Consider the following 20,681-nt stretch of genomic DNA (forward strand, 5'->3'; position numbering starts at 1 on the left):
CCATACTCGCGGGCCGCTCGAACCGAAGAGGGCAGGATGGCGCTGGCTCGGATGCAAGCCAACGCTGCTAGCGCCCTATAAGAGTATTGATGGGCTGGGAAGGTCCGAACGCGGCTGGGTCACGCCCGGCGGGCGCCGTCTCGTCGGCTGGAGATTAGCTTCAGCCAAGGCGGCGAATGGAAGGCGCTCATCAGCAAGTACATCGGGATCATTCCGTTCAGCCACGACGTATGTTCCGCGGCCGAGCAGAGGATATCCGACTGGCCGCCGCCGAGAACACCCGTGAGCAGCGCCATGATTGCGAAAGTCGGCGCGGCCGCGAGACATAGCCAGTCGGCTGCGCGGAGGGCGGCTGAATGCCTGCTTTCAGAACGGATTGCGCCGCCAGCGCATCCGCCAGGATAGGCCTCGCTCATGTCGTTTCTCCGGCAAAGCGTCAATCGCGCCACTAATTCTCGAGAGCAACGAACAGCCCCTGGACCGAACCAGCCGCCGGCGCTGCCTTCGCAACCGGCGCCGGCTCATAGCGGTCGTGGTGGCGCACCCAGTCCATCTTGTACTCCACGTCTCTCTCATCGCGGCCCTTGGGCGTTAGGTCGAGTATGTTATAGGTGCCCATCATCACCTCCACACCGCGCCCGTAGGTCGAGTAGGTGTGAAAGACATCGCCCGTGTCATCCTTGTAGAACACGCTGATGCCGGGCCATTCCTCGTACGCGAAGGGCCACGTACCGTAGTTGTAGTAGAGCTCACCTTTGGCCATTTCTTCCGGCGTGAAGCTGACGCCGAAGTCGTAGTTGAACTCGCTGCCGTGCGAAGACACCCACTTGAACTGCCAGCCCATGCGTTGGCGAAAGCCCTCGATTTTGGCCAGCGGCGCGCGCGAGACGGCCACCAGCGTGACGTCGCGATGGGCCAGGTGCACATTCATGCCGTCGCTGTGGTCAGCCATGAAAGAGCAGCTCGGGCACCCTTGCTCCCACCCCGGGGCGAACATGAAGTGCTGCACCAGCAGTTGCCGGCGATCTTCGAACAACTCGGCGAGCGTGCGCCGGCCCTCGGGCGCGTCGAAAACGTAGTTCTTATCGATGCGCACCCACGGCAGCGCGCGGCGCTCGCGGGCTATCTGGTCGCGCAGGCGCGTCAGCTCCTTTTCGTGCGCCAGCAGCGTCTTGCGCTCGGCAACCCATTCGTCCCTAGATACGACGCGATAGTTTTCGGTGCTAACCAGGCGAACCCCGGCAGTGCCGGTTATCTGCGTTTTCATAGCTTTCGCTTCCTCCTTCGGCTATCCATTCGCTTCTCGATACTGTCGGTGGTTATCTGTCGCGAGAAACACTTAGCGCCATGCATCGAAACGTTTGGAGTGACAAATGTGACGGGATTCCGATGGACTCGCTGATCACGGCTGCGGCGCGGGCTCTCGCCGCGGGTGACCTCCTCGGCGTATTGAAACGGGTTGGCCTGCGGGATGACGCGCCTGCCCTCGCGCTTCGTGGTATCGCGATGGCGCAACTCGGCGATTTCGTGCGAGCGAAGACTCTTCTGCAAAGTGCGGAACGCGCCTTCGGTCCCAGAGAGGCCGTGGCCCGCGCGAGGTGTGTCGTCGCCGAGGCTGAGATCGCGCTCGTGTCGCGCGACCTGGGCTGGCGGCCGAAGGCGCTCGACGCGGCGCGGGCGACGCTCGAAAAACATGGCGACTGGGTGAACGCCGCGCATGCGCGGCATCTCGAGGTCCGGCGTCTTCTCCTGATCGGGCGTCTCGACAAGGCCGAGCGTGCGCTCGCCGAGCTCGATCCGGCGCCATTCCCGCCCGCGTCGCGGGCCGCCTACGAACTGGTCGTAGCGGGGATCGCAATGCGACGCGTTCGGGCCAAGGTGGCACGCGCTGCGCTCGCTCGAGCCGAGCGTGCCGCATGCCAGGTAGGTATCGCTGCACTGATGAGGGAGGTGGAAAGCGCATTCCTCGTCCTGAACACGCCCGCGGCGCGCCTGATCGCGCGTGGCGAGGAGCACCTCCTCGTGCTTGAGGAGGTTGAAGCAGTGCTCGAGTCTGGGACTCTCGTCGTGGATGCGTGCCGTCATGTCGTGCGTGGCGAAAACATGGTGGTCTCGCTCGCCAGGCGTCCAGTGTTGTTCGCGCTCGCACGTGCGCTCGCCGAAGCATGGCCCGGCGAACTGTCGAGGGATGCGCTCATCAAGCGAGCGTTCCATGCAAAGCACGCCGATGAATCGCATCGCGCACGCTTGCGAGTAGAGATTGGGCGGCTTCGCGCCGAGCTCCGCTCGCTCGCGTGCGTGAGCGCGACGAAACAAGGGTTCGCGCTGGCGCCGCGCAGCGCGTGGGAGGTCGTCGTGCTGGCGCCGCCCGTCGAAGACCAGCACGCATCTGTAATAGCATTACTCGCCGACGGTGAGTCGTGGTCAAGCTCGGCTCTGGCGCTTGCGCTGGGAGCCAGCGCACGCACAGTGCAGCGGGCCCTCGGTTCGCTTGCGATCGCAGGCAAGGTGCGATCCTATGGTCGCGGGCGAGCACGCCGCTGGATGACCGCGCCCGTGCCGGGATTCACGACAACGTTGTTACTCCCCGGTCCACTGCCGAGTGACTAGAACCGAGATATGAAAAGATCAGCAGCCGAAATCCTCCGCGACTATGGCCCATTTCCGGACGCCGACCACGTGCATGGTGTGACGTTTGACGGCCAGCACGTGTGGTTTGCGTCAGGAGACAAGCTGAGCGCCTTCGATCCGGAGAGTGGAAAGACGGTGCGCTCGATCAATATCGCCGCCCATGCAGGAACCGCCTTCGACGGCAAGCACCTGTTTCAGATTACCGAGGATCGCATCCAGAAGATCGATCCGGAAACTGGCCGTGTGCTCTCGACGATCCCGGCGCCTGGCGGCGGCGGTGACTCGGGGCTCGCATGGGCGGAAGGGACACTCTGGGTGGGGCAGCACCGAGGCCGGAAGATCCACCAAATCGATCCCGAAACGGGAGCTGTTCTTCGCACTATCGAATCCGACCGTGTCGTTACCGGCGTCACCTGGATCGACGGCGAGCTCTGGCACGGCACTTGGGAAGGCAACGAGAGCGACGTGAGGCGGGTCGATCCTCGAACGGGACAGGTTCTGGAGAAACTCGAGATGCCGCCTGGAGTGGGTGTCTCGGGGCTCGAGTCCGATGGCAGCGATCGGTTCTTTTGCGGTGGCGGAAGCAGCGGGAAGGTGAGAGCCGTCCGCCGCCCCAAACGAGACTCCGCGGCTAAGCCGAAGACGTAAGGACGAGCGTGCCAGAAGGCGCGAATAAGAGCGCTCACGAACGTCCGCTTCAGGCCTCATAAACTGACGAAATCGCTACTTCCGGCACGTGCCCAGTTCCCGACATTTGCGACCGCTCTTCATAACGGACCTTCGCACGACGGCCGATTGCGGATCCCTCAGACCGACCGCCGCCGCCCGCCGAATCCACCGGAACAGGCCTAGCTCATGGCTTCGTGCTCGCATGTTGGTTCCGGAACGCCGCCTCTCCGGCGTCCGACACCTCGACCCACTTCTTGTCGGGCGCTGCGTCGGCGACGTAGCTGTCGTGCCAGTTCCACCACTTGTAGGTCGGGGTCTGAGGATAGCCCTCGGGCGAGTCCTCCCAGACCTCCTGCCGACCCAGCGGCGTGATGTCGAGGTAGTTCCAGGTGCTCCCCATCTGCTCGTCGCCACGGTTGTTGATGAAGTAGGTCCGGAACACACGGTCGCCGTCGCGGTAGAACACGTTCGTGCCGTGCCACTCGTCCACACCGAAGTCGGCGTCAAAGCTGTCCGTGAGGGTGAACCATGGCATCTCCCAGCCCATCCGCGCCTTCAGCCGGGCAATGTCCGCCTGAGGCGCACGCGAGACGAAGACGAGGGTGGTGCCACGGGCATTCAGGTGGGAGACGTGGGCGACCTGGTCGGCCACCATGGAGCAGCCGCGGCAGGCGTGGTCGGGCCAGCCGAACACTCCCGGCTCGAAGAAGGCGCGGTAGACGATCAGCTGACGCCGGCCGTCGAACAGGTCGAGCAGGCTGGCTCTGCCCGCGGGGCCCTCGAACGCATACGCCTTCTCCACCGCCATCCACGGCATTCGCCGGCGCTCGGCGGCCAGGGCGTCACGGGCGCGGGTCTGGGCCTTTTCCTTCACGAGCAGCTGCTCGCGCACCGCCTCCCACGCCTGCTGCGACACGACCGGCGGTGTCTTCATGGCAGGCTGCCCGCCTTTCCGTCCGTTCTCGACCGATGCAGTCATGGCTTTTGAAACCTCCAAATTTGGGCAAATTTCCCGCGCCTTGGCTGGAGCGCGATTCCGTTTGCGGCTCATCGCTCGTTGTTGGGCGTGGATAGTTTGGCACCGGAAATCGAATGGTGCGAGTAACAAGTGTGGCGGTATTCCAATGGGGTCGCTGATTACAGCCGCGGCGCGTGCGCTCGAAGCGGGTGATCCCCTCGACGCATTGAACCGCGTCGCGATGCGCGACGATGCTCCTGCGCTCGCGCTTCGAGGAATCGCGATGGTCCTCCACGACCGCTTTCCGGAACGCGATCCGATGAGCGCGAGGTCCGGTTTGGGTCTTGGTTGTGTCAAAACGCTGACGTGTCGCTCGGTGGAGCAATTTTATGTCTTGCGAGGCTGAATCGACCGGAGATTCCTCGGTGCATGGGGCTGAAATTGTACAGGTAGTTCGTCGAGATCGGACCTGTTCGCGTTTTTACACAGGCTGGGTCTGGTACAGCCTTTAAGCGTGACTTCGTAAGGGTCCGCTTCACGTTTCTATTGCGGAAGTTCGACTTAGGGAAGCCCTGTGCCAAAGGCGGACCTTTCCTGTTCAAAGCCTTGCAATCACTCGATTTGCTGCACCGCAGGAGGCGTCGAGGGCCGCACTCTTTGGCCAGTAGGCACGCAGATAACGGGCTAAGTCGGCTCCCTTCGGTGCGAGCAGCCAGATCGCCCGCTGCGCCTCGGGCGCTGGGTCGGCCTGCACGTAGATCGTGAGCGAGCCATCCGGGTTGGGTTGCAGTGTCTTATTCTTGGTGCCCAATGAGTAGTGCCTGATCTCGTTCGGCACGAAGAAGTGATGCTCGTCGTACAGGGTCAGCGACCAGAACCCAACTACCGGCGGCGCCCGGTCCCTGGCGAAGGTTACTGCAAACGCAATTGCAGCAACGGGCCAACCAGGACGGCGTCGGCCTTCAGCCTCATGGTTCGTTCCTTGGATGGGCTCAGTTGGTCCGTTGATTCGGAGGCGGGAAGTAAATGCCGTTCGATACCCCGTCGGTGGGGCCGTAGTACCGGAAGGTCAGGCGGTAGATCGATCCTTTCGGCGTCGGCAGCCGATTGCCTTCCGGCGCGCTGACAGGCTTCTCGGCAGCGAGGTAGAGGGTCAACGAGCCATCACGCCTGTATTCGGGCGTGGATTGCTCGTTGATCTGTGAAAGTTGGGATTTGACCGATCAGACAGTGTCTGATCGAATCCTGTCCGACGTGTTGGGGTGCAGGCTTTCATCCCGGCTTGACAACCCGAGGGCTTGGGCCCGACAGGCGGTCAAGTCCCGTAGCCGCGCAGCGGTGCGCCAGGGGCGCAGGGCTTGACGGCATGGCGGAGCCCCAAGCGATCAATCATAGGCCGGGATGAATTCGGTCGGACACTGTCCGTCCAATCAAGTCCAGGATTCTACAGTTGATCAGATGCTTCTCCTTCGGGTTGGGCAAGCCCCTCACCTCATGCCTCCCCAGCTGGGTCATGCTGGGGCGAGCTTCAATGCCGCAATGCCTGCCACCACGAGCCCGATCCCGCCCAATCGCATGGGGTTGAGCGACTCACCGAACAGGACAACACCCAACAGGACAGTTCCTACGGCACCGATCCCCGTCCAAATGGCATAAGCCGTGCCGACCGGAAGGGCCTCCAGGGCGCGTCCGAGCAGGAAGACAAAGCCGCCGAGAAGAGCCAGGGACAGGATACTCCAGCCGAGCCGCGTGTAGCCCTGGGCATACTTCATAGAGATCGCCCAGGCGACGTCGAGAAGCCCTGCCACAACGAGCAATATCCAAGCAAGACCCTGGCTCATGTCACCCCTCCTGATACGCCTTGAGAAGATATGCGTCGTGGCCGGCAAGAAACGCCCGCAGCCGGTCGCCGTAATCCGGATCCACCGCGTTCTGCTCGACAGTGCCGCGCGCCAGCGGCCGACCTTTGGCAGCGTATCGAACATGTGGAGCGCAACGAGTGTGTCGAACACGTCGAAGTACCGGAAGATCGGCGCAAAGACGGCATCGACGAGGCTGAAGCGGTCACCGGCAAAGTATGGCCCGTCGCCGAGCACCGCTTCGAGCCGGCCGAACTTTGCAATGATCCCATCCCGCTTTCCGGCGAACGTGACCGGCTCGGGTGTCGTCTCCAGAACCCAAAGATCCGCCAGGATCGTGGAGCCGAACTCCATCCAAGCCCGATGACGAGCCCGCTCCAGCGGATCGTCCGGGTGAAGCCGAACGCCGTCCTGCGTCTCCTCGACATACTCGCAAATCACGCTACTCTCGAAGAGGACCGCCTCCGCTCCGCGTCCATCCTGGACGCGGAGCAATGGCACTTTTCCGAGCGGGGACAGCGCAAGGAACCAGTCCGGCTTATGGGCCAGGTCGACCGTGACGCGCTCGAACGGTACACCCTTCTCGAGCAAGGCGATCGCCGCCCGCTGCACGTACGGACAGAGATGGTCACTGATGAGGGTGAGCCTCGTCATGACTGCGCTCCTGCCAGGGTAGCCGGAGCCTTGAGGCCTTCTACATCTATGGCTTCGCGGACCTTCCTGCGTGAGCCGATACGCTCCATGAAGGTGCGAAGGTGCGGAAAGCCTGAAAGATCGATCCTCGCAAACCCTGACCAGCCCACGATGGTGAACAGATAGGCGTCGGCGACGCAGAACCGATCGCCCATGACGAACGGGCCGGACGCTGCCAAATGGTCCTCCACGAAAGCGAGCCGCTGGGCGATCTTGTCCCGCGCGACGCCCTGGGCCTGCGCACCATATTCGGGATGGAACAGCCACGGGCTGTACATCTTGTGCAGTTCGGTCGCGATGAAGGTCAGCCAGGATTGGACACGATAGCGCTCGGGCGTGCCCGCCGGTGGGACGAGGCCTGACGCCGGATTCAGATCGGCAAGATACTGGACGATCACGGCACCTTCGGTCAGCAGCGAACCGTCATCGAGGCGCAGGGCCGGCACATAGCTGTTCGGGTTGACAGTCGTGAAGTCGATGCCGGTTGCCGTGACGTGGGGTGTTCTGCGGATGTCGACCCGTTCGAGCTCGAGCGGGATGTCCGCCTCCCTAGCGACGATGTGCGGCGACAGCGAGCAGGTGCCGCTGGCATAGTAGAGTTTCATGGAAGAACCTTTCCGGGTGATGGGCGGCTGTTCATGGCAGCAAGGTAGGTCCTGCGCTTGTGCAAGGCCACTTGGGGTTTCACCAGTGGCACTTGCGTGACTGCAAATGCCTGAACTGCTATTATCCGGGCATGGATGACTGGAACGACTTTCGCCTGATCTTGGCTGTGCAGCGTGCCAGCATGCTGACGGCTGCCGCGAAGGCGCTGGGCATCGACCATTCCACGGCCTTTCGCCGCCTCAATGCGCTTGAGGCGAGGATCGGGGTCCGTTTGTTCGAGAGGCTGCCGGGCGGGATTTATCAAGCCACTCTCGCCGGCGAGCGCATGGCCGTGGCGGCCGAACGGATGGAGGACGAGACACTCGCTCTGGATCGCGATCTGGTTGGTCAGGATCACCGGCTGTCCGGCCGGGTGCGGGTCACGTCATCGGAAACACTCGCCTATGCGAGACTGACGCAGCACCTGGCGGCGTTTCGCCAAGTGCAGCCTGGTATTGAGGTCGAGCTGATCATCGACAATCGTGTCCTCAGCCTGTCGCGTCGCGAGGCGGACATTGCCTTGCGGCCAGTCCGGCCAAAGGAGGGCGACCTTTGGGGCCGCAAACTCGCCGATGTGGCCTGGGCCTTTTATGGAGCACCCGCTCGTCTGGATGAAAGGGATGGCCCTCTTTCCGGTCTGGATGATCTCTGCAACCATCCTCTCCTCGGTTGGGAGGAGACGGCCGTGGGAATTCGGGCAGCCGACTGGCTTGCTCACACCGCACCGCCCACGGCCTTCGTCTACCGGACAAACAGCCTCGTCAACCAGCTTACTGCCGCCAAGGCCGGCATCGGTCTCGCCCTCCTGCCCTGTTACCTTGGCGACCGTGAGCCTCGTCTCGTGCGAGCCTTAAGCGCTCCCGTGCCGGAACTGACAGGCGAACTCTGGATCGTCACCCATGTCGACCTCAAGGGCACGGCGCGGGTCCGCGCGTTCTTCGACGTGGTCGGCGATGGCTTAGCCCGGGAACGCAGCCTCTTCGAAGGACGGGAAGGACAGCAGGGATAGGGCATCATGGCGACGCTGGTGAGATCACGGTCGAGGTCCGGAATGAGCATCACCAGCGGATGCTGACCGTCACGGTGTCGCTAGAGATCCATCGGGCGGACCCAGAGACGCTGCCCCCACGCGCGTGAAATTGCGTTGCGAATTTCGCATAACGCCTAGTCTGGAACGCGATTTGAGGTGCTCGGAAAGTCTTCGCCGCGCCTTATGGAACGCCGCGTGCCCTCATCAGTAATAACTGCACCGCAACAGACCCTGGCTGGCACGCGAGGACTCGCGAATGCTTGTCCTGGGAGAAGCCGGGGATGAGCACCTTTCGTGACGTGGGACGTGCTCCTTGCGTGGCTCGAAGCCCCACAGCTTACGAACAAGCGGGGCAGAAGCACGGCCGGACCATCCCATTACTGGGCCTTCCGAGCAATACCCCCTAGGGATATCCGATCCTGCGAGTTGACCCTCTGACCCCAGAATGGCTGCGATGGATTAAGTTGGCAGTCGACACCGGCAACTAAACGCTACCCTGGAACCAGCGTTCCCCCGTCCCGTTTCTGGGATGCCTTTCTGCTTTGCTGGAGCCCAGCCATGGCCGATCAGGAGAAACGTCCCGCCCCCACTGAACTGGCAGCCGATCATGATCAACCTGCTCCTGGTCGCGAAGCCGATATGCACCTGAAGCCGGACAGCGATCTGTCCAACTACAAGCCTGCCAACAAACTCATCGGGAAGGTGGCCCTGATCACTGGCGGCGACTCCGGCATCGGTCGAGCTGTCGCGATCGCCTACGCCATGGAAGGGGCGGATATCGCAATTGCGTACAACCACAGTGAAGGCGATGCGGCTGAGACATGCCGTCTCGTCGAGCAACGCGGCCGGCGCTGCCTGGCGCTCCTTGCCGACGTCACCGTGAGAGCTGATCGTGAGCGCATCATTGGAGAGACCGTGTCTCGTCTGGGCAGGCTCGACATTCTCGTCAACAATGCCGCGTATTTCGAAGGCGATGGCACGCTGCTCGATCTTGAGGAAGAGGGTCTACGGCGCGTCTTCGATACGAACATCATCGCTTACATGCTGATGGCGCAGGCCGCGCTGCCGCATCTCGAAAAGACCGGCGGCTGTATCATCAACACCTCCAGTACCACATCACTGCTCGGCAAGAAGGGCGCTTTGGCCTATTCGAGCAGCAAAGGAGCCGTGAATGTGTTCACCAAGTCTCTCGCGGACGAACTCGCAGGAAAATACATCCGCGTCAACGCCGTGCTCCCAGGTCCCTTCTGGACCCCGGCCATTGCCACCTCGGGTGAGGCGACGGTCAGGAGCTTCGGCACGTTCACAATGATGGGTCGCGCTGGCCAGCCGGAGGAGATTGCACCGGCTTACGTGTTCCTGGCCGCCGATGCATCATTTGTGACGGGAGCGTTGCTTGAGGTCAGTGGGGGCTTCAAGTCCGTTGACTGAAGGGAGCCGCAAGATGGCGAGCGCGACCGACCAGGATGGCACCTACCCGCCTCTTGATGTCCTCAAACCCGTGACGGAGGGGGTCTGGATCGTCGACAGTGGCCCCCTTCACGTATTCGGGTTGACGCTGCCCATTAGAATGACGGTGCTGCGTCTGTCCAGCGGCGATCTCTGGCTTCATTCGCCCACCCGATTTACAGCGGAGCTCCGCGCGCAGCTCGAGCAGCAGGGGCGGATTGCGCATCTTATCGCACCGGATGTTGCGCATTGGTCGTTCCTGCAGGATTGGCAGAGGAACTGCCCAAATGCTCAGACTTGGGTGGCTCCCGGCCTGCAAGAGCGCAGGCAAGTGCAGAAGGCCGGTGTCAAGATCGACCATATCCTCTCCGAGGCCCCACCTACGGAATGGGCCGGTGAGCTGGAGCAGATCATCGTCCGCGGCCTAGGGTTTAGCGAGGTGGACTTCTTCCACCGCTCAAGTCGAACACTGGTCCTGACGGATCTCGTTCAGAACCTGGAAATGGAGCGCCTGCCTGCTATCACGCGGATCATGGCACGTCTGAATGGTATTGCGGCACCGTGGGGCCGGGCACCCATCTATCTTCGCCTTGTCGTGGAGGCGAACAGACGCGAGGCGGCACAGGCGGCGGCTCGGCTCGTCGAGTGGCAGCCGGAGCGAGTGATCTTTAGCCACGGACGCTGGTTCGAGCGGGATGGGACCGAAGCCCTTAGACGATCCCTGGATTGGCTCGTAGGCTAAGCTGAGCTTCAGCGCGTCGGCAGCAAAGTGGCGAACTGTGAGCTCGTTCAGGGCTCACCCCAGGGTCGAGGGCTCTGTTGCATTAACCTGTCAAGCCACAGGATGTAGTGGCGATCGCGCGTGGCAAGCACGCTACAGATTGTGCCTCGTGAAGTTAATGCAACAGAGCCCTAGGCCTAAACGTCATCAATAATCACATTGCCAAACGGGCGCCATCCAGACATGACGGTGCCGTCGGATCCTATCCTTAAGCCGCCGCCTCATCCTCGGCATTCGTATCGGCTTCCGGACCGGTACCTTTCACCGGATGCGGTGCCTTGGCCAAGTTTTGCTCAATGAGCGTTAGCGCTTCCGTATGAGTGATCCCATAGACGGCGGAGAACTCACAGAGCAGCGTCTCAAGGGCCGACTCGTAGAGCGTGCGTTCGCTATACGATGCCTCTGCCTGCTCAGGAGAACGGTAGAGATCGCGCACGACTTCGGCGACTGAGATCAGATCACCTGATTTGATCTTCGCTTCATACTCCTGACCTCTGCGAGACCACATGCCCCGCTTCACCCGGGCGCGACTGGTGAGGACCACAAGCGCCTTCTCGACCAATGCGGGCTCTGCAATCTTTCGCATCCCTACACTGGCAACTTTGGCGATGGGAACACGAACGGTCATCCTGTCTTTCTCGAAGAAGATGACGAACACTTGGAGCCTGAATCCAGCAACCTCCTGTTGCTCGACAGCAGTAATCAGCCCCAGTCCATGCGCCGGGTAAACCACGGTTTCACCGGTCTTGAATGCAAGAGTAGCCTTCTTGGCTGTCGTCATGGGTACAAGCTTCCTTTAGCACCAACGCCTCTGAGCGATGGCATTTCACTGTCTCCGCTTTGAACGTCCGCGGAGACACACGATTGGACGGCAAAACTCGAAATGCTTATTGGCTTGACCTGATCAGCAAAAGGCGACCAGACACCCCTACGACCTGCACCCTCCGCATGATCGGACGACTCGCCACAAAGGCGGCGAGGCAATTTCCTGGGCGGGCTGTTCTAATTTCTGATGAGTGTTGATCAGGGCCAGGGGTGATTACGCGTGGCGGCGTGGGCTTGCCTTACCACAAGCAAGCTCCAATTGCAAAAATTGAACCCCTAACGACAAACCCGCTAGAGAGGGTTTTGTCCCAACTCCTCCGGCACAGGGACGAGAAAGCAGCAGATCCGACCTACCGCCCTCATGCGGCGAGCAGGTGAAGCGGCACGGCGAGTGACAGCTGCTGACTGCAGACATAATTCGCCTGCTGTTTACGCATCATATGGATCAACTCAATGCCACCCCGGATCACGCGGGCACTGTCAGCGGACTTGAAGCCGAGCATCGATCGCGCGCGGTGTTTGATGGCGCGGTGATCCTGCTCAATGCGGTAATTGAGGTATTGACTCTGCCGGATCCTGATCGGCTTGAGCCTGCGTCTTGAATGGTCCTGCAGTCGGCTCTCGGCATCACACAATAGGATGGTTTCCCGATTGGTCTGGCTCCTATTGATGCGAATCCGCTCGGGTCGGCATGCCGCTTCAGGGGTCTGGTTAAGAAGCGTTCGGCAGCCACCAAGTTGCGTTGTTCGCTGAATCAGAGCTCGACCGTGTCGCCATTGCTATCGATGGCTCGGTAGAGATACATCCATCGCCCGCGAACTTTGATATCTTATCCACATGCCATTTTCGACTGACTGGTCGCTTTCGTCTATTGGACTGCTCCAGCAACTCGGATGAGTACCGGACCACCCAGCAACCGACCGTAGCATGATCCGCGGAGATGCCTCGCTCGGCCATTCTCTCCTCGAGATTTCGGAGGCCAAGGTTGTAAGCGAGGTACCACCGCACGCAGAAAAGGATTACCGATCGATCGCATTGCTTGCCCTTGAACATCTTGCTTCACCCTTTCTCGCCAGAACAAGCCATAGGTCGCGATAGGAGAGAAAGGGTCGCTATAGAACCGACCATACCCTGCACGGGCTCTTCTGCTGATCGGTGTTGGCCATCTCATTTGCGCTGCCAAAGGCGCGGTGGGAACCTGCGCCACAGTGTGACGTTTGCACATGGCTTACCGCCGCAAGGTTGAGGGTCAGTAGATGCAGCAGCGATGGCCCGAACGGCTTTGGATCGTCCGCCACGGCGAGAGTGCTGGTAACGTGGCGCGTGATGCTGCCCACGCAGCCGGCTTGTCCCATATCGACATCGCCGATAGGGACGTGGATGTCCCCCTGAGCTCGCTGGGAGAACAGCAATCCCGTGCCCTAGGACGTTGGTTTGCTTCTCTTCCGGAAGAGGATCGCCCCAATGTTGTGCTGACCTCCCCCTACCTCCGAGCACAGCGCACTGCCGGGTTGATCGATGCCGAAGGAGGTGTTTGTGCCAAGCGCAACACCTTTGTGGTCGACGAGCGGCTGCGCGAGAAGGAGTTCGGCGTTCTCGACCGCCTCACGCGGTCGGGCATCGAGCAGCTGCATCCCGATCAGGGCGAGTTCCGCCGGCTCCTGGGTAAGTTCTATCACCGGCCACCGGGCGGAGAGAGCTGGTGTGACGTTATCCTGCGCCTTCGTAGCGCACTGGACACCATCTCACTGCACCACAGCGGGTGTCGCGTGCTGATCGTCGGACATCAAGTTGTCGTTCTATGCTTGCGCTACCTTCTTGAGAATATGACCGAGCAGCAGATCCTTCACATCGATGCTGAGGGCGATGTTGCGAATTGTTCAGTCACTGAGTACCGCTTAGATCCAAGCATCGGCGAACATGGACAGCTAATCTTGCAGAGCTACAACTTTGTGGCTCCGCTTGAGGAAGCTGGCGCGCCTGTAACATCAGAGCCTGACGCCAAAGTCGCAGCACGATGAGCGATGGCGCGATCACAGCTGAATTTTTGAGCCGTACGCCACTGCGGCAGCCGGCAGACGATGGCGACAAGGACCAGCGCGGCCGTGTGCTGGTGATTGCCGGAAGCTTGACTGTGCCTGGGGCCGCTCTGCTTGCCGCGACTGCGGCATTGCGTGCGGGAGCCGGCAAGCTTCAGATCGCGACCTGCCAGAGCATCGCGATCCAGCTTGGTCTCGCCGTGCCAGAGGCGCTTGTCCTCGGCTTGCCTGAGACTCGGTCTGGCGAGATTGATCCGAGCGCCGCCTTGCTTCTGCGTGAGCGGACGACACGCTGTGACGCGGTTCTGATCGGACCGGGCATGATCGATGAGCAAATGGCTGCCGCGTTGACGGCCAACGTATTGGACTGCGATCCAGGCGCAGCATTCGTTCTGGACGCTGCGGCGTTGGGGAAGCTGAAAAACTTGGCAACCGTTCTTGCCCGCCACAATGGCCAGGTGGTGATCACGCCTCATGCGGGCGAGATGGCCAACCTGCTGAGTATCGACAAGCATGAGATCCTGCGCAACCCGGCCGAGGTTGCGACCGAGACGGCGAGTTTGCTCAACTGTGTTGTGGCGCTCAAAGGATCCTGCACCTACATCGCTGCTCCAGGCGGGGGTGCATGGACGTACAATGACGGCAATATCGGCTTGGCGACATCAGGCTCAGGAGATACGCTCGCGGGTATCATCGCGGGCCTTCTAGCCCGCGGCGTTACTCCGCTCCAGGCGGCGCAATGGGGCGTTTACCTTCACGGCGAGGCCGGCAATCGGTTGGCGCAATCCCGCGGTCCTCTTGGATTTCTCGCCCGCGAGCTTCTCGCCGAGATCCCTGTGATCATGGCGGCCTTCCATCATGTTCGATAGCGCCCCTTGAGCGTCCTTCATGAGAAAGGGAGACTGCGACAGAGTACTGAAGCGCATCGTTGGCGTAGACACGACAATGAGGATCGGCCGCACGGTGCTCTTGGGCACGACCCTCCGTCGATCCAAAGAATGGGCTCGGCGCAGATCCATGCCTGCCAATGCAGGATCCGGATCAGTTAACGAGTGAGAGTTTCTCGGTAGCCCGCAGGTTCTCGTTGGCCCACATCGCGGCTTGGGTGCGATTGGCGGCACCGATCTTGCGCAGGATCGATTTCACGTGAACTTTGATCGTCGACTCCGTGATATCGAGCCTCCTGGCAATGACCTTGTTGGCGTCGCCGCCCATCAGGGACTGCAAGATGACAGTCTCTCTGGGCGACAGTTTCGTCACCCTCGGATCAGGAGCGCTTTTCTCAGATGTCGATGAGATCCGACCAACGCTCGAAACCGTTGATGCGTGATTGAGAAGGCAGTTGACTACGCTTCTGGGCAGGATCTGCTCGCCGAGCACCGTCAGTTCGAGGACGTTGATCAGTACTTCACGACTTACCGTGGCAAGGCAGAAGCTATCAACCCCGGCCGAGACCGCAAGCTGGATTAGGTTAAGGTCAAAGTCGTTGGCGATGGCCGCAACGCGAGCTGAGGGACGTTGCCTCTTGGCGCCTTCAACAAGCATGATTGTCTGTTCAAGAGATCCGCTGGCATCAACGATATACAGAGCAGGTTCTGCCTGACCTGATAATGAGGTGTCTCCAGTACGCCCGCTGACGGCTACACCGAAGCGGGTCCCATTCAGCAGATGCGTCAGACCAGCCCCAAGCAGCGCATTGCCACACAGTAATACAGTTGCGACACGCGCGCTTGAGCTTTCTGCTTGTCCAATTGAGTTTGTCGCGCCGCCGGATTTATCGCCAAACATGTCCCGAGCCTTTGTATGGTCCGACGCAACTACTGCGCGTTCGTCACAGATGATGAAGAACCCGGCGTGAGCAATAGCAGACAGCCACTACTACTTACTACGAGGTACACATTAGTACGTAAGGGCGCCGCCACGTTAAGCCTGATTTAAAGATGCCATGGACAGCGATCTGATCAGCCACCTGCGGAGAGAAGCTGTGTTCCTTTTGCAACCATGGATGTGCCAATGCCTCGGATCAGTTGACGAGAGTCCAGTCAAAGGTGGGTTGTCTGCCCCTTTGCCAACGGACACTATGCGATTCTTCATCTCCATCGTAGCGCGGGGCGCAATCCCCCTCATCGGCTTTCTCGCCCAAGCTGCCGGGATGTAGGCTCAGACCCTAAACGGCATTCGCATCGGGGAAGCGATCGCGTCGGCATCGAGGACCGTGGGCAAGCCAACCTTCAAGGTTACCGCAGGGCCGCACGAGGAGGTTGGGAGATTGCCTGACGGCAACTAGCTCGCGCTCGCCACCGATCCAGGGAACGGGCGGATCGCCTATGCGAGGAGACCAGTGGAGGCCGGCCAACTTCCCTGGCTTCACGTACGGCGGCCAGGTCCGTTGGGTATGTGCCTGACCTCAAGGTCACGTCAGAGCCCGGCAAGAAGTTGATAGCCGCCGCCAGATCACGGCCGTAGGTTCTAACATCCTGGAACGCGGCTTACAGGCCTAGCGTTGAGTTGCGCAGGATGCCGCTAAACCTGTGTCGAGTGCTCTGGAGGGCTTGTAGTGAACATCCCCGGTATCAACAACCGATCCGTGCCCGACAAAGAAGAGCGTCAGTCTGCGGAGTGTCTCCCGGACAATAAGCTGCCCGAGAACTCGCAGGAGAACCTCGATGCAAGGCTCGACCACGCCATTGAGGAAACCTTCCCAACCAGTGATCCGGTCTCTGTCACCATCACCAAAGGCCCTGAGCCTGACCGTCCCGATCAGGAAGCTCGACCGGAGCGGGACTCAACGGAGCAAGTTCTGGATCAGGTGCGGGAAGCCCTGCATGACGTTACAACGCAAGCGTCTGGACGAGCCCGTGAATTGTATAATCGAGGCGAACATTACGTCCGACAAGCAGGAGAGCAGTACCCAGAGGCCGAGCGGTACATTCGTGCGGGCGAGCGAGCCGTGACCCAGCGGGTGACAGCGAACCCGTTGCTCGCGCTGTTGATGGCAGGTATTGCGGGATATGCGCTGGCGTGGCTGATCCATGGCAAGAAGGGAGATAGGAAACCTGATGTGCCAGATTATGACCGAACCCATCGCGGGTACGCACCACACCGTGAAGGGTAACCTGCGTAGACACGACGAACGGGTGAAACAAGAGTGACCGTCCACCGAGCTCTGAAGCCTCACCCATCGACAAGAACGTTAAGTGTTCTGGCGCTTGAAATGGTGGTGCGATCAGCTCCTCCTGGAGGAACGGGCTATAGGACCGCTTCGCGGGAAACCCTCAAATATCGACGGCTCTTCAAAAGCCGGATTAAGCCGCGACCAAGGATTCGGTGGATGTCGTCTCGCCAACTTTCCGAGCGCTCTCGCGCTGACGGTTGTCCATCGGCTCGTGGCATGCATATAGCGGAACGATCGGAACGCGGACCCAATCCTTGGCACGACAGGCAGGGGCACATTTCCTTGCTGGCGCATTGGACCTTTGTGAGCTCGTTCCCGTTCAAGCCTCGCGGCCTTACTCTTATGGGGTCGCAGGCGCCCTGGCCGGAGTGGAAGTGGTGTTCGGCTCCAGGCCGGGGCGTTTTATTTGAGAGCTAATCCGAATGCTGAGGGCGACACTTCTGGGATTATGTGACTGACCTTCTGAGATGTTGTGAATCAGCAAGAGCAGCGTATCCTCTATAGCGTGGCTTTTCTTTTGTTTTGCAAAGGCAAGTCCACTGGCGCCCTGGTGGTGGAGCCGGAAGACCATGGCCAGGGCGTCCGACCAGACACCAATTGTTTACCTGGTCGCGTCAGAGTTCTTGCATCGGGCGCGTTGCGTATCAGCCCGTCGAAATGCGGGTTGCCCTCTCCCGCAGGAACGCCCTGGCTGAGGCCCAAGACCGTACTCGGCCGGGGCGTTTTCTTTCCGTGTCGGCGGCGTCCTCATCCCTCTCCGCCGCATCGAGAGCATCGACGAGCCTTTGCAGCTCGTCGGACAGCGGGGCCATGAAGGTGTCCTGATAATGCTTGCCCAGCGTCTGCCCTATGAAAGAGGCCAGCGACCTCGGCAGTCAGGATGGGGCACTTTGTTCGCAAGTTCACATATCTCTGGAACCCCCGTCCGTTCGGTCGGTTGATGACGTTCATCCGAATGGAGAACAGAGCATGCAGACATGGTGGCTAACGACGTTGGGCCTGGTGGCGGGACTGTGCACCAGCCTCAGCTTCGTGCCGCAGGTGCTCAAGGCTTGGCGCGAAGGCGACACGGAAGCGATCTCGAAGCGTATGTACGTGGCGTCGCTGATTGCCTACGGGCTTTGGATCGTGCACGGGCTGATGATCACCAGCGTGCCGATTATGCTATTCAACGCCGTCAATGTCGTTCTCGCCGGCCTCATCCTGGTGCTGAAGCTGCGCGGCCTGAAGGCGGCACAGGGACGCTAATTCATGGATATACCGTTCTCAACTCTCGTCGGATTCGGGGCTGGCTGCATCGGCCTCTACAGCCTCTTGCCGCAGGTCGTGAAATGCTGCCGGACCGGTGACGTGGCTGCCATCTCACTACGCATGTTTGCGGTACGCATCTTCGGGCTGCTGCTCTGGACGGTGTACGGCTATGCGCTCGGTAGTTTACCCGTACTAATCTTCAGCGCTCTCGGCTTGGTGCTGAGTACAGTCATTCTGGTCCTAAAGGTTCGTGGCTCCCGCACGCAGCCCGCTGGCGACGAATGCAGCCGGGACGTAGTGCGAGAAGAAAACCCGGGCTCTGCTGACCCCGTCGCAGGCTGAGCCCATGTCTCCACATCGTTGCTGTCGATATCGGGCCAACTCTCGATAATCCAGAATGCCTTTGTCAAATAGGAGCGCGCTGAACGGCGGTCCCCGCTATATTGTCAACGCCGTTTGGATTCTGGTCCCACCGCCTCCGTCTCCTGCGCCTGGCGCGGAGCCTCCCCGGCCTGAACGAGACGGTCCTGCGTCCCTTCCATGGGCGAAACCATCCGGTCCCTTGCGTGGCCCGCGAAACAATTCCGCGCGCCCATCGTTCGTCATGAGATCTGGCTTCGGAGACGGAACCCGGTGCCCAACAGTCGGGTCAGAGCTGAGGATGACGTGATACGCACCGATGCCAATGGCCGTTATCGGTGGTCAGGCTACCTGCTTGGATTCGCGCTCGGCGGCTTCTTTGACGGCATCCTGCTGCACCAGATCCTCCAATGGCATCATCTTCTGAGCGCGATCAACAGCATGGACATCCGCTTCCAGGTGGCCGCCGACGGCTACTTCCATGCTTTCATGTATGTGATAGCGGTTGCAGGACTCTGGCTGCTGTGGGCTTCGAGAAAGGCGCCCGATCGTCCCGCGGGCCGTCTGCTGCTCGCCACGATCCTGATCGGGTTCGGTGCCTGGCACGTGGTGGATGCGGTCCTGTCTCATTGGGTGCTCGGCATCCACCGGATCCGCATGGACAGTGGCAGCCCGCTGATTTGGGATCTTCTCTGGTTCGGTATCTTCGGGGTCATGCCCCTGGTCATCGGCTGGCTGAGAAATGGGACAGACGATGACGACCGGATGCAGGTCAGCCGAAGCGCCACTGTCGTCCGCTTGCTTGCAGGACTTCTCGTCATCGGGGCGGGCGCTCAAGCCTTGCGGCCGGCTCCGGATAACGGGTTCACGACCGTGCTGTTTGCGCCTGGCATCTCTCAAGAGCGCATCTTCAGGGGGATTGGAGCGGTGGATGGACGGGTGGCGTGGACCGACGGGACCGGGGAGCTCGTTGTGATCCGGATCGCTGCTGGGCAATCCCGGCATGCGCTGTTCCGGCACGGGGCAATCCTTGTGAGCGGCGCCGGGTTCCCGGCCGGGTGCTTTGACTACCTTACAACAGGCTGATTTGGGCAACTGCTCCTATATCAGTGTCCGGTTGCCGCATGAGGGGCAGCCACGGGCTTCGACTCCGACGACCCGCGTTGGCGCAGGTAGATGCCGAGCACCAGCAGCACCCCGATCGACAGGAACTCGCTCTGCCAGTTCTGAAAGCTCTCGTACCAGAACTCCGCATTGGTGAGCGTCTCGGCCATGCTTTGCGGCGGTTGCCCATGCCAGAGAGCTTCCTCGTTCATCCGACGCGTGCTCCCGGCCAGGTGAAGGAAGAAGGACACGAGGAACAGCGTCACCAGCGCAATGCTGAGCGAGTGCGAGTAGAGCTTCAGCAGCAAGCCGCCCCGGTGGACGGGCCAGGGCGCATCCGGATCGCTGCGATGCGCGGACGGTGATTCATCTTCCGGGTTGCTCTCGTCGGGCTTCTTGGACTCCGAGGCGCCCTTCTGGAACAGGAAGATGGTCAGCACAACGTAAGCCGCCATCTGGAGGAACTCGCTCTCCCAGTTCTCGAACACGGCCGAGATGAAATGGCCGCTGCCCAGGTAGTCGAGGAAGCCGATCGTGGGCAGCTCATGGAGGCGGAGTTCCTCGGCGTGAGCCCTCCAGCCGGTGAGCGCCTGCCCGATCAAGGAAACCGCGAACAGGATGAACAGGGCGACGGACAGGCCATTGTCACGCAGGAACCGACGCATTCTCCGAACCTCAAGCGGACGCAACTGCCGAGATTCAACGGACCAGCGGGAGCTTTGGTTTCACGACCCTCCAACCCGGAACCGACCCACGGCAGGGTCGTTCAGGATCCCCTGCTTCCACTGCTCACGTGCACTCCCCAAGATCCACCACGTACCAGTCCGCCGACGCCACTACGTCCAGCACTGACAGGCCAACCTTCCGGAACCGGGCCGCGATGGTCATGGGTACGAGATCCGGAGCGGATCGGGCACCCGGGGGGCTGCCAAGGCGTAGATCGGGAGAACCGCTTGGCAGGACAAGCCAAGGTGACACCCCAGCCCTGTGAACAATCGGGCGGGATCGGTCTCGCCGAGCTGAAGGAACTCATCGGCGGGGCCACATCGGCGAGTCGCACTGCCCCGAGATCCGGCATAGCCCGTCAGGTCCAGGGAACCGGAATCCTGACGGCACATTGGTAGGTTCTCGGGCTGAGCCGATTGCCTGTGTGGCCGCTTCCCTGGACGAACGGTGTCCTGCCGACATTCAGGATCGCGTCTGCCGTTGAAC

23 protein-coding genes and 2 pseudogenes are annotated in these 20,681 nt (G+C 61.0%); 12 read left to right on the plus strand and 13 right to left on the minus strand.

Going from position 1 to position 20,681, the window contains the following annotated elements:
* Window positions 1–119: 119 nt before the first annotated feature.
* Both BB934_RS32420 and BB934_RS32425 read right to left on the minus strand, forming a co-directional pair.
* Complete coding sequence (locus BB934_RS32420; protein WP_099513957.1) at window positions 120–416, minus strand: hypothetical protein; 297 nt, start codon at window positions 414–416, stop codon at window positions 120–122.
* A gap of 32 nt (window positions 417–448) precedes the next feature.
* Window positions 449–1,267, minus strand: a complete 819-nt coding sequence (locus BB934_RS32425; RefSeq protein WP_099513958.1) for a DUF899 domain-containing protein — start codon at window positions 1,265–1,267, stop codon at window positions 449–451.
* Between the two features lie 122 nt (window positions 1,268–1,389).
* On the opposite strand from BB934_RS32425, the gene BB934_RS32430 reads away from it, so the two are divergent.
* The gene (locus tag BB934_RS32430) at window positions 1,390–2,610 is read left to right on the plus strand and encodes a helix-turn-helix domain-containing protein (RefSeq protein WP_099513959.1); all 1,221 of its coding nucleotides are present in this window, start codon (window positions 1,390–1,392) and stop codon (window positions 2,608–2,610) included.
* A 9-nt stretch (window positions 2,611–2,619) separates the two neighbouring features.
* On the plus strand, window positions 2,620–3,279 hold the full coding sequence (locus BB934_RS32435) for a Vgb family protein (protein ID WP_099513960.1): 660 nt from the start codon (window positions 2,620–2,622) through the stop codon (window positions 3,277–3,279).
* A 205-nt stretch (window positions 3,280–3,484) separates the two neighbouring features.
* Here the strand turns inward: BB934_RS32435 and BB934_RS32440 are convergent, their stop codons facing one another.
* The gene (locus tag BB934_RS32440) at window positions 3,485–4,279 is read right to left on the minus strand and encodes a DUF899 domain-containing protein (protein ID WP_162299247.1); all 795 of its coding nucleotides are present in this window, start codon (window positions 4,277–4,279) and stop codon (window positions 3,485–3,487) included.
* Between BB934_RS32440 and BB934_RS47640 the strand changes: the two genes are divergently transcribed.
* Entirely contained in the window at window positions 4,278–4,664 is a 387-nt protein-coding gene (locus BB934_RS47640) for a hypothetical protein (RefSeq protein WP_157934453.1), read from the plus strand. The two genes, BB934_RS32440 and BB934_RS47640, sit on opposite strands and share 2 nt — an antisense overlap.
* Window positions 4,665–4,856: 192 nt before the next feature.
* Here BB934_RS47640 and BB934_RS51140 read toward each other — a convergent pair whose 3' ends face one another.
* The 5 genes and pseudogenes from BB934_RS51140 to gstA form a co-directional block, all read right to left on the minus strand.
* On the minus strand, window positions 4,857–5,267 hold the full coding sequence (locus BB934_RS51140; protein WP_099513962.1) for a DUF1214 domain-containing protein: 411 nt from the start codon (window positions 5,265–5,267) through the stop codon (window positions 4,857–4,859).
* Window positions 5,251–5,415, minus strand: coding sequence for a DUF1214 domain-containing protein (locus BB934_RS32455; protein ID WP_237050412.1), 165 nt, complete (start codon window positions 5,413–5,415; stop codon window positions 5,251–5,253). The genes BB934_RS51140 and BB934_RS32455 overlap by 17 nt, the downstream gene beginning before the upstream one ends.
* A gap of 354 nt (window positions 5,416–5,769) precedes the next feature.
* Window positions 5,770–6,099 carry a DMT family transporter gene (locus tag BB934_RS32460; protein ID WP_099513964.1) on the minus strand — a complete coding sequence of 110 codons (330 nt, stop codon included), beginning with the start codon at window positions 6,097–6,099 and terminating at the stop codon, window positions 5,770–5,772.
* A 1-nt stretch (window position 6,100) separates the two neighbouring features.
* Window positions 6,101–6,771, minus strand: a pseudogene (locus tag BB934_RS32465) (glutathione S-transferase family protein).
* Window positions 6,768–7,415: a glutathione transferase GstA gene (gene gstA, locus BB934_RS32470; RefSeq protein WP_099513965.1), complete on the minus strand. Its 648-nt coding sequence runs from the start codon at window positions 7,413–7,415 to the stop codon at window positions 6,768–6,770. Before gstA ends, BB934_RS32465 begins: the two are co-directional and overlap by 4 nt.
* Before the next feature lie 92 nt (window positions 7,416–7,507).
* Here gstA and BB934_RS32475 point away from each other — a divergent pair, with 92 nt between their 5' ends.
* From BB934_RS32475 to BB934_RS32485, 3 genes are all read left to right on the plus strand, one after another.
* On the plus strand, window positions 7,508–8,464 hold the full coding sequence (locus tag BB934_RS32475; protein ID WP_237050413.1) for a LysR family transcriptional regulator: 957 nt from the start codon (window positions 7,508–7,510) through the stop codon (window positions 8,462–8,464).
* 579 nt (window positions 8,465–9,043) lie between these two features.
* A complete protein-coding gene (locus tag BB934_RS32480) occupies window positions 9,044–9,916 on the plus strand; it encodes an SDR family oxidoreductase (RefSeq protein WP_099513967.1) in 873 nt (290 codons plus the stop codon).
* A gap of 13 nt (window positions 9,917–9,929) precedes the next feature.
* Window positions 9,930–10,676 carry a DUF4336 domain-containing protein gene (locus BB934_RS32485; RefSeq protein WP_099513968.1) on the plus strand — a complete coding sequence of 249 codons (747 nt, stop codon included), beginning with the start codon at window positions 9,930–9,932 and terminating at the stop codon, window positions 10,674–10,676.
* A gap of 247 nt (window positions 10,677–10,923) precedes the next feature.
* On the opposite strand, the gene BB934_RS32490 is transcribed toward BB934_RS32485, so the two are convergent.
* On the minus strand, window positions 10,924–11,496 hold the full coding sequence (locus BB934_RS32490; RefSeq protein WP_099513969.1) for a CarD family transcriptional regulator: 573 nt from the start codon (window positions 11,494–11,496) through the stop codon (window positions 10,924–10,926).
* Window positions 11,497–11,899: 403 nt separating this feature from the next.
* Window positions 11,900–12,593 (minus strand): annotated as a pseudogene (locus BB934_RS50155) (IS6 family transposase).
* Between the two features lie 203 nt (window positions 12,594–12,796).
* Between BB934_RS50155 and BB934_RS32500 the strand changes: the two are divergent.
* Both BB934_RS32500 and BB934_RS32505 read left to right on the plus strand, forming a co-directional pair.
* Window positions 12,797–13,561 carry a histidine phosphatase family protein gene (locus tag BB934_RS32500; RefSeq protein ID WP_099513970.1) on the plus strand — a complete coding sequence of 255 codons (765 nt, stop codon included), beginning with the start codon at window positions 12,797–12,799 and terminating at the stop codon, window positions 13,559–13,561.
* 26 nt (window positions 13,562–13,587) lie between these two features.
* On the plus strand, window positions 13,588–14,448 hold the full coding sequence (locus tag BB934_RS32505) for an NAD(P)H-hydrate dehydratase (RefSeq protein WP_335645643.1): 861 nt from the start codon (window positions 13,588–13,590) through the stop codon (window positions 14,446–14,448).
* 172 nt (window positions 14,449–14,620) lie between these two features.
* Here BB934_RS32505 and BB934_RS32510 read toward each other — a convergent pair whose 3' ends face one another.
* Window positions 14,621–15,367, minus strand: coding sequence for a LuxR C-terminal-related transcriptional regulator (locus tag BB934_RS32510; RefSeq protein ID WP_099513972.1), 747 nt, complete (start codon window positions 15,365–15,367; stop codon window positions 14,621–14,623).
* A 769-nt stretch (window positions 15,368–16,136) separates the two neighbouring features.
* Here BB934_RS32510 and BB934_RS32520 point away from each other — a divergent pair.
* Window positions 16,137–16,694, plus strand: a complete 558-nt coding sequence (locus BB934_RS32520) for a hypothetical protein (RefSeq protein WP_099513974.1) — start codon at window positions 16,137–16,139, stop codon at window positions 16,692–16,694.
* A 704-nt stretch (window positions 16,695–17,398) separates the two neighbouring features.
* Here BB934_RS32520 and BB934_RS47645 read toward each other — a convergent pair.
* A complete protein-coding gene (locus BB934_RS47645; RefSeq protein ID WP_157934454.1) occupies window positions 17,399–17,566 on the minus strand; it encodes a hypothetical protein in 168 nt (55 codons plus the stop codon).
* Window positions 17,567–17,723: 157 nt separating this feature from the next.
* Between BB934_RS47645 and BB934_RS32525 the strand changes: the two genes are divergently transcribed.
* The 3 genes from BB934_RS32525 to BB934_RS32535 all read left to right on the plus strand — a co-directional run bounded on the left by BB934_RS32525 (window position 17,724) and on the right by BB934_RS32535 (window position 19,451).
* A complete protein-coding gene (locus BB934_RS32525; protein ID WP_099513975.1) occupies window positions 17,724–18,002 on the plus strand; it encodes a SemiSWEET family sugar transporter in 279 nt (92 codons plus the stop codon).
* A 3-nt stretch (window positions 18,003–18,005) separates the two neighbouring features.
* Window positions 18,006–18,347, plus strand: a complete 342-nt coding sequence (locus tag BB934_RS51145) for a SemiSWEET family sugar transporter (protein ID WP_099513976.1) — start codon at window positions 18,006–18,008, stop codon at window positions 18,345–18,347.
* A 324-nt stretch (window positions 18,348–18,671) separates the two neighbouring features.
* On the plus strand, window positions 18,672–19,451 hold the full coding sequence (locus tag BB934_RS32535; protein WP_237050414.1) for a DUF2243 domain-containing protein: 780 nt from the start codon (window positions 18,672–18,674) through the stop codon (window positions 19,449–19,451).
* A 20-nt stretch (window positions 19,452–19,471) separates the two neighbouring features.
* Here the strand turns inward: BB934_RS32535 and BB934_RS32540 are convergent, their stop codons facing one another.
* Window positions 19,472–20,134: a DUF6766 family protein gene (locus BB934_RS32540; protein WP_099513978.1), complete on the minus strand. Its 663-nt coding sequence runs from the start codon at window positions 20,132–20,134 to the stop codon at window positions 19,472–19,474.
* Window positions 20,135–20,681: the final 547 nt, after the last annotated feature.

Source organism: Microvirga ossetica (assembly GCF_002741015.1).
GTDB lineage: Bacteria > Pseudomonadota > Alphaproteobacteria > Rhizobiales > Beijerinckiaceae > Microvirga > Microvirga ossetica.

Excerpts from the sequence above, each read along its gene's own strand:
- gstA (WP_099513965.1), bottom strand. The coding sequence starts at position 7,415 with ATGAAACTCTACTATGCCAGCGGCACCTGCTCGCTGTCGCCGCACATC.
- BB934_RS47640 (WP_157934453.1), top strand. The coding sequence starts at position 4,278 with ATGGCTTTTGAAACCTCCAAATTTGGGCAAATTTCCCGCGCCTTGGCT.
- BB934_RS51145 (WP_099513976.1), top strand. The coding sequence starts at position 18,006 with ATGGATATACCGTTCTCAACTCTCGTCGGATTCGGGGCTGGCTGCATC.
- BB934_RS32480 (WP_099513967.1), top strand. The coding sequence starts at position 9,044 with ATGGCCGATCAGGAGAAACGTCCCGCCCCCACTGAACTGGCAGCCGAT.
- BB934_RS32435 (WP_099513960.1), top strand. The coding sequence starts at position 2,620 with ATGAAAAGATCAGCAGCCGAAATCCTCCGCGACTATGGCCCATTTCCG.
- BB934_RS47645 (WP_157934454.1), bottom strand. The coding sequence starts at position 17,566 with ATGGCCCCGCTGTCCGACGAGCTGCAAAGGCTCGTCGATGCTCTCGAT.
- BB934_RS32430 (WP_099513959.1), top strand. The coding sequence starts at position 1,390 with ATGGACTCGCTGATCACGGCTGCGGCGCGGGCTCTCGCCGCGGGTGAC.
- BB934_RS32490 (WP_099513969.1), bottom strand. The coding sequence starts at position 11,496 with ATGACGACAGCCAAGAAGGCTACTCTTGCATTCAAGACCGGTGAAACC.
- BB934_RS32420 (WP_099513957.1), bottom strand. The coding sequence starts at position 416 with ATGAGCGAGGCCTATCCTGGCGGATGCGCTGGCGGCGCAATCCGTTCT.
- BB934_RS32485 (WP_099513968.1), top strand. The coding sequence starts at position 9,930 with ATGGCGAGCGCGACCGACCAGGATGGCACCTACCCGCCTCTTGATGTC.
- BB934_RS32540 (WP_099513978.1), bottom strand. The coding sequence starts at position 20,134 with ATGCGTCGGTTCCTGCGTGACAATGGCCTGTCCGTCGCCCTGTTCATC.
- BB934_RS32500 (WP_099513970.1), top strand. The coding sequence starts at position 12,797 with ATGCAGCAGCGATGGCCCGAACGGCTTTGGATCGTCCGCCACGGCGAG.
- BB934_RS32510 (WP_099513972.1), bottom strand. The coding sequence starts at position 15,367 with ATGTTTGGCGATAAATCCGGCGGCGCGACAAACTCAATTGGACAAGCA.
- BB934_RS32440 (WP_162299247.1), bottom strand. The coding sequence starts at position 4,279 with ATGACTGCATCGGTCGAGAACGGACGGAAAGGCGGGCAGCCTGCCATG.
- BB934_RS32460 (WP_099513964.1), bottom strand. The coding sequence starts at position 6,099 with ATGAGCCAGGGTCTTGCTTGGATATTGCTCGTTGTGGCAGGGCTTCTC.
- BB934_RS32425 (WP_099513958.1), bottom strand. The coding sequence starts at position 1,267 with ATGAAAACGCAGATAACCGGCACTGCCGGGGTTCGCCTGGTTAGCACC.
- BB934_RS32525 (WP_099513975.1), top strand. The coding sequence starts at position 17,724 with ATGCAGACATGGTGGCTAACGACGTTGGGCCTGGTGGCGGGACTGTGC.